Origin of the sequence: Propionivibrio sp., from assembly GCF_017995515.1 — a bacterium.
Lineage (GTDB): Bacteria > Pseudomonadota > Gammaproteobacteria > Burkholderiales > Rhodocyclaceae > Propionivibrio.
In genome coordinates this window covers 1-6,441 of record NZ_JAGOIT010000049.1, presented here as the reverse complement: position 1 = coordinate 6,441, position 6,441 = coordinate 1, and the positions used below count along the sequence as shown (strand labels likewise).

Here is a 6,441-nt window from a genome sequence, read left to right as displayed (position 1 = left end):
GCGATGCTCTTCCCGCTCCTGAGCGGCGGCTTCAACCTGGCGATCATCGCCACGACGAACATGGCCGCGCTGCTCATGGCGTGGATCATGACGACCTACGTCGATCCCACGGGCGGCAACGCCGGCATGATCGTCGCGCTGGCGCTGCTCGCCGGGCTGGTCGCCGTCGTGCTGGTCGGCGCGATCACCGGTTATCTCGTCGCCACGCTCAACACGCACCCGATCCTCGTGACGCTCGGCACCATGTCGATCATCAGCGGCACCTGCGTGTGGCTCACGCGCGGCAAGCCGATCGCCGGCTTCCCGGATGTGATGCAGTCGATCGGCAATTCGGTGGTGCTCGGGATTCCGCTGCCGTTCTGGATCTTCACCGCGGCGACGGTCGGCGTCGGCCTGCTGCTCTCGCGCACGCGCTTCGGCATCAGCGTCTATATGGTCGGCTCCAACCTCGAAGCGACGCGTTACTCCGGCATCAACACGCGCAACGTACTGATCGGCATCTACACGGCGTCGAGCGTGATGTGCTGGCTGGCCGCGATCCTGATGATGGCGCGCTTCAACTCGGCGAGCGCGGGTTACGCGGCGTCGTATCTGTTGATCACGGTGCTCGCGGCGATCCTTGGCGGCGTCGATCCGAACGGCGGTTTCGGCAAGGTCTCCGGACTGTTCATCGCGCTGCTCGTGCTGCAGGTGATTTCGAGCGGCCTCAATCTGCTCGGCGTCAATACGCAGCTCACGCAGGCGATGTGGGGCGGCACCATGATCGTCGTCATGGTTTTACGTTACGTCATCGGCCGCTACGGCTTGTTCAAGCCGAAAGCTGCGAAGAAAGTCTGACACGATGACGGAGAAGGAAACGTTCTATCACCTCGCCTGGGCGCATGGCGAGGTGACGGTGCGAGCCGTCGGCGGCATGATCGCGCCGGTCGAGTTCGATCTGGGCGGCGGACGCCGCATCTCGCCGCTGCACGTCGCTCCCTGGAAGCCGGAAGGCTTGTCGCCGCTGATGGCCGGCCTGCGCGGCGAATGGCCGTGCCTGCCGTTCGGCCCGGCGCGTGTTCCCGACAACCTGCCGGCGGGCTGGCAGGCACGCACGCTGGAAAACGGCTGGGATCACGGCTACTGCTCGAATCATCGCTGGGAACTGGTCGCCAGCTCGGACTCGGTGCTGTCGCTCGCCATCGAGTTGCCTCCTGGCGATCTGGTCGAACGGCTTGAGCGGCACATCCGTGCGCAGGCAGACGCCCCGGCCATCGAAGTCGAACTCGTCATCCACCCGCGACGCGACGCGGTCATCCCGTTCGCGCTGCACCCGACCTTCGTCGTACCGAAGGAAGGCGTTGAAATCGTTGGTGGTAGCTACGCCGCGGTGCATACCTATCCGATGCAGGCCGAACCGGGCGTCTCGCGCCTGCGGCCCGGACTCGTCGCCTCGACGTTGAAAGCCCTGCCGGCCGAAGGCGGCACCACGCTCGACGTAACGCGCCTGCCGCTACCGTTCAAGACCGAGGAACTGCTCCAGGTCGCCGACTGCAAGCCGCCGTTCGTCCTGCGCTACGCCGCGCAGGATGCCGAAGTGCTGCTCGACTGGGATGCGACGCAGTTGCCCGACGCCTTGCTCTGGATCAGCAACGGCGGCCGCGCGCACGCGCCGTGGGCGGGAACGCACTACGCGCTCGGCATCGAGCCGGACAACAGCTGCTTTGACCTGACCAGCGTCGCGACGCCGCCGGAGATCCATCCGCTGGCGAAGCGGGCCGGGCTGCAATTGAGGGCGGGCGTCCCGCTGAGCATCGCCTATCGCCTCTCGGCGCGGGCGCTGTAAGACGATCTGTTGATCCTAAATACCTCACCGCAAAGGCGCGAAGGCGCAAAGATCGCAAAGGAAACAACGGGTTGATCGCATTTAATCATTCACCCTATGGGTGACTATGGAAAATACGCGCTGTTCGCGTAGCCCTTTGATTTTCTTTGCGAACCTTCGCGCCCTTTGCGCCTTTGCGGTGAAGAACTGAGGTTTTAAGGTTGATACGGTAGCAAGAAGGCTCAACGACCGTTCGGGCTGAGCCTGTCGAAGCCCGTTCCCCTTCGACAAGCTCAGGGCGAACGGGCTTCAGACTCCGACTACGGACGGCACCTCGCCCTGGCAAACGTCGACCCATTCCCCTTCGGTTACCTCCGCCATCTGCATCGGACTGATGCGTACCGCGCTATGGACGGCGCCAGCCGCCGGCAAGACCTCGTCGAAGGCGAGCAGCGAGCGGTCGAGATAGACGGGCAGGGGATTCGCCAGCCCGAACGGGCACACGCCGCCGACCGGATGCCCGGTCAGCTCCACCACTTCGTCGAGCGGCAGCATCTTGCCCTTGCCGAACACCTCCTTGAACTTCTTGTGCTCGATGCGCGCATCGCCGCGCGCCACAAGCAGCAAGGCTTCGCCGCTGCTCAGCCGGAACGCCAGCGTCTTGGCAATGCGTCCCGGCTCCACGCCATGCGCTTCGGCCGCCAGAGCGACCGTCGCGGTGCTGGTTTCGAGTTCGATGATGGGCAGGTCGAGATTGAGGGCTGAGAAGAAGTTACGGACGGTTTGAAGGCTCATGGTCGGTCGATGGATTGAATGGTTGGAATCGAAATAGCTTTGATTTATCTATGTTCTTCCGGCAACACCAGGTTTGCGTTCGGGTTTGCTTTCTTGATCCGTCAGTTGTTCAAGCCGCTCCCGCACCCAGTCGAATCCCAGATACTCCTGCTCCAGCCGCAGCCCTTCGCGGATGCGGTTGTCGCGCAGGGTGTCGTAGAGGCTGAGTTCGTCCGCCGTCAGGCGGGCAAGATCGGCGCGTTGCGGCTTCTCCTCCCAGCCCCAGAACGCCTCGTGCGCATCGAGCGTGGCACGGTCCATCAGCAGGGATTGCACATGGCCGAAATGGCCGCGCAGCTGGTCGAGGATAGCGAAGCCGTGCGTGTCGATGTCGCCCCAGTAGTGAATCGAACACTGCGCCAGCCAATCCGCCCGCGAGAGTGCATCCCAGCCGTAGCCGGCGCCGAAGATGGCGAGCGTGCCGGGCATTTCGGGCAGGGCGAGGAAGTTGGTTTCGTTCTCGGTGATGATCACCCGTGCCACATCGACGGCAAGCCGGCTGAAGCTGTCGGCATCGAGCGTGACGTCGGGGCCGGCCAATCCGGCAAAGACGCGAATCGCGGGGTCAAGCACGCGCAGGCGAATCCGCTGCGGCTTGTCCCGGAAGCCATAACGGGCGGCGAATTGCGCAACGCCGGTTCGGGAGGCGTCCACGCAGTCGGCCGGCAGCGCCAGGTCGAGCAGTTCCGAGAGTGCGGCCCGGTGCGTTTCGATGAACTTGCTGTGCACGCCGGGGACATCGACCTGCCGCAGATAAACACCGGGCCGGGGATGGGCCACCACCCAATTCACCACCGCCAGCAAGCGCGCCCATTCGCCGGACAGCGCCAGCGTCTGCAGCGGTCGTTTCTCCAGCCAGGGTAATACCGCTGGACATTGCGTTCGCGTGCATGCAATCAGATTGGCGAATTCATCGCGGTCACGACGTTTGCCCAGCCAGCCGAGGGCGTCGTCAGCCGAATCAATCCAGACACAAGCCGGCAGGCGTTGCAGCCCATGCACGCGGTGGCGCACTTCCTGCCACTCCACGCGTAGCGGCGGCGTAGTCGCCAGCGTGGCGGCCCAAGTACGCACCGCTTCGAAACGATCGGTGATTTCGGCCGATGTCGGCCCCTTGACGGAAAGGCGCAAGGGAAAGCGAGCCTCTTCAGCAAACTGGTCACGCAACAGTTCGCCACGCTCCCAAAGCCGGGCAAGCTGCGCCTTGAGGTCCTTCGGTGTGCTCCAGTTCATGCCGGGTGCTCGGCTTTCTGTGCCTGGTATTCCTCAATCGACAGATTGCGCAGTTTCGAATCGCGGCCGCCTTCGTTATGAACGAAGCCGACGCTGGAGACGAACGGTTCGATGATGTGGATTTTCTGCAGCGGCGTGACGATCAGGAGTTGCAGATTGAGCTGCTGGAACAGCTTCAGGCCGTATTGCGCCGATTCGTCCGAGCCGCGGCCGAAAGCTTCATCGATGACCACGAAGCGGAACGAGCGCGAGCGCACCGCGCCCCATTCCAGGCCGAACTGGTAAGCCAGGCTGGCGGCGAGAATGGTGTAGGCGAGCTTTTCCTTCTGGCCGCCAGACTTACCGCCGGAATCCGAATAATGCTCGTGCTCGCTGCCGTCCTCGCGCCAGCGCTCGCTCGCGGCGAACAGGAACCAGTTGCGCACGTCGGTGACCTTGGCCGTCCAGCGCCGGTCCTGTTCGGACAGGCCGTCGCGGCCCCGGAAGCGGTCGATGATCTCCTTCACCTGCAGGAACTTGGCCTCGGAATACTGCGCATCGTCCGACCCGGTCACCGCGCCTTCGGTGCAGGCACGCAGCGCTTGCTGGAAATCGCGGATTTCGGCGTCGGGGCTGATCTGCGATTCCAGCACGATGTAGCGGCCGGGGTTGTAGTCGATCTCGCCCAGGGACTTGTTGATGTGGGCGATGCGCTCCTTGATGGTTTCGCGCTCGCGCGCCAGTTGCGCGTTGAAATTGGCGATCTCGTTGATGGTGTTGACGTTGAGCAGTTCCTTGAAGCGGGCGACGAAGCGCGGCAGATCGTCGCTGTTCAATTGCACCAGCAGGTTCTCGTACTCGAAAGCCGCCTCCAGGCTGGCGTCGAACTCGGCCGTTTCCAGCTTGAACAGTTCCTTGAACGAGACCATGGCCTTGATGGTTTTTTCGGCCAGGCGCTTGAGTTTCTGGTCTTCGGCGTCGATGCGTCCTTGCAGCCAGCCGCGCACGTCCTGCTCGCGGTTGTCGCAGGACTCCACGCTCAGTTGATGCTCGCCCAGCGCTTCGGCACGCAGCGTTTCCAGCGTGGCGACGAGCGCCGCATCGACGCTCGCGCTCGCAAGCAACTGTGCCGTTTGCTCACGCAATGCCTGGGCATCGCTGCGACGTTGCTCCACCTTGGCGCGTCGGTCGCGCGCGGCGAGCAGTTCGGCGTCGGCATTCTTCAGCGCCTGCTGCAGTTCGCTCAGGCGCTCGGTCAACTGCTTGAGAATATCGGAAGCCTGTTCCAGGGCGCGGCGCTCCTCTTCGAGGGTGGCGATCTCGGTCGCGACATTGGCCCAATCGAGTTCTTCGAACAGGGTGAATTCTTCCAGCCGGGTGAGCGCATCGAGCCGGGTTTGCAGCCCGTTGCGCTCTTGCTGGACAGTGCCGATCTGGCCGGCGATCTCCTGCAAACGGCCTTCGAGCTGGCTGCGCCGGGCCTCCAGCGCGGCGATCTTGGCGCTGTTGCTCCAGCCGAGCACATAACGGCTGCGATCGTCGATGCGGTGGCGATCGTCCTTCTCGTGCCGGCCGGTCGGGTCCTTGATCTGGCCGGCGCGGGTGATGGCGCGCGTCTCGCGTCGGAACTGTTCCTGCGTGGCGCAACAGGCCACGTCGAAGCGGTGCGCCAGTTCGCGTTCCAGCCAGTCGTAGTGCGGCGAATCGGGCTTGATGGAGAGCTTTCTCGCGAGCGAATCCCGGTGCAGCTCGGGCAGCTCGGCGCCCTTGCGCGGTCGAACGTGGAAATACACCAGGCGACCGCGCAGGTGACTGCTGTCGACCCACTCGGCCACGGCCTTGTAATGCGTATCCGGGACCAGCAGCGAGAGACCGAAGCCGCGCAGCAGACGCTCGGCTGCGCCTTCCCAATCGCGCTCGTCCTCGCGCACCTGGATCAGCTCGCCGGCAAAGGGCATCTCGTCCACGTCGAGCCCCAAGGCTGCGCACAGGGCGGCGCGGATCAGGATCTGCTGGTCGTCGATATTGCTGCGCCGGCGTTTCAGGCTGTCGATCTCGGCGCTCAGCTGCACATGCTCCTGCTTGCCCTGCTGCATTGCGACGCTGCGTTCGGTCAGCGTGTTTTGCAGATCGGCTTCGCGCTGGCGCAGGTCTTCGCGCCAGCCTCCGAACTGCGCGCGCTGCGCGGCAAACGCGGTTTCGTCACGCGCGGCCGGTTCGCCCAATACCGCCGCCAGTTCGCCGTAGCGTCCGGCCTTGGTCTGGCGTGCGTCGCGCACAATTTCCTTCTTGCGGATTTCAGCGGCCAACCGCTCCAGCCGGTCGCCGCCGTTGTCGCTGATCGCCTGTTTGAGCTCGTCTGCCTGCCGGCCCTGTTCCTCGCGTGCAGCATCCTGCCGGCGTACCTGGGCATCGGCCCGGCTCCATTCCTCGTCCAGATTGCCCAGGCGCTTATCGAGCAGATCGAGCTTCAGGCCGGCGAAGTAGGTGCGCAGGCTGTCGCGGCAATGGCGCAACTCGTTCACTTCGTTGGTCAACGCCGCGTGACGCTTGCTATCGGCCACCAGCGGCGTCAGCAGTTCCACCTGCTG

At 64.2% G+C, this 6,441-nt stretch carries 5 protein-coding genes; 2 read left to right on the top strand and 3 right to left on the bottom strand.

The window, feature by feature from the left end; genetic code table 11:
• Together KBA32_RS09730 and KBA32_RS09725 are read left to right on the top strand one after the other, a co-directional pair.
• Positions 1-837 (top strand): ABC transporter permease (locus KBA32_RS09730; protein WP_294358141.1); only part of this gene is annotated, 837 nt, incomplete at its 5' end.
• 4 nt (positions 838-841) lie between these two features.
• Positions 842-1,825 (top strand): hypothetical protein, encoded by a 984-nt coding sequence (locus tag KBA32_RS09725; RefSeq protein ID WP_294358140.1) that lies wholly within the window; start codon positions 842-844, stop codon positions 1,823-1,825.
• 288 nt (positions 1,826-2,113) lie between these two features.
• Here the strand turns inward: KBA32_RS09725 and KBA32_RS09720 are convergent, their stop codons facing one another.
• The 3 genes from KBA32_RS09720 to KBA32_RS09710 form a co-directional block, all read right to left on the bottom strand.
• Positions 2,114-2,599, bottom strand: coding sequence for a YbaK/EbsC family protein (locus KBA32_RS09720; protein ID WP_294358138.1), 486 nt, complete (start codon positions 2,597-2,599; stop codon positions 2,114-2,116).
• A 48-nt stretch (positions 2,600-2,647) separates the two neighbouring features.
• Entirely contained in the window at positions 2,648-3,871 is a 1,224-nt protein-coding gene (locus KBA32_RS09715) for a Wadjet anti-phage system protein JetD domain-containing protein (RefSeq protein ID WP_294358137.1), read from the bottom strand.
• The coding region (locus KBA32_RS09710; RefSeq protein ID WP_294358135.1) for an ATP-binding protein at positions 3,868-6,441 on the bottom strand (2,574 nt) is incomplete at its 5' end. The genes KBA32_RS09710 and KBA32_RS09715, both read right to left, overlap by 4 nt.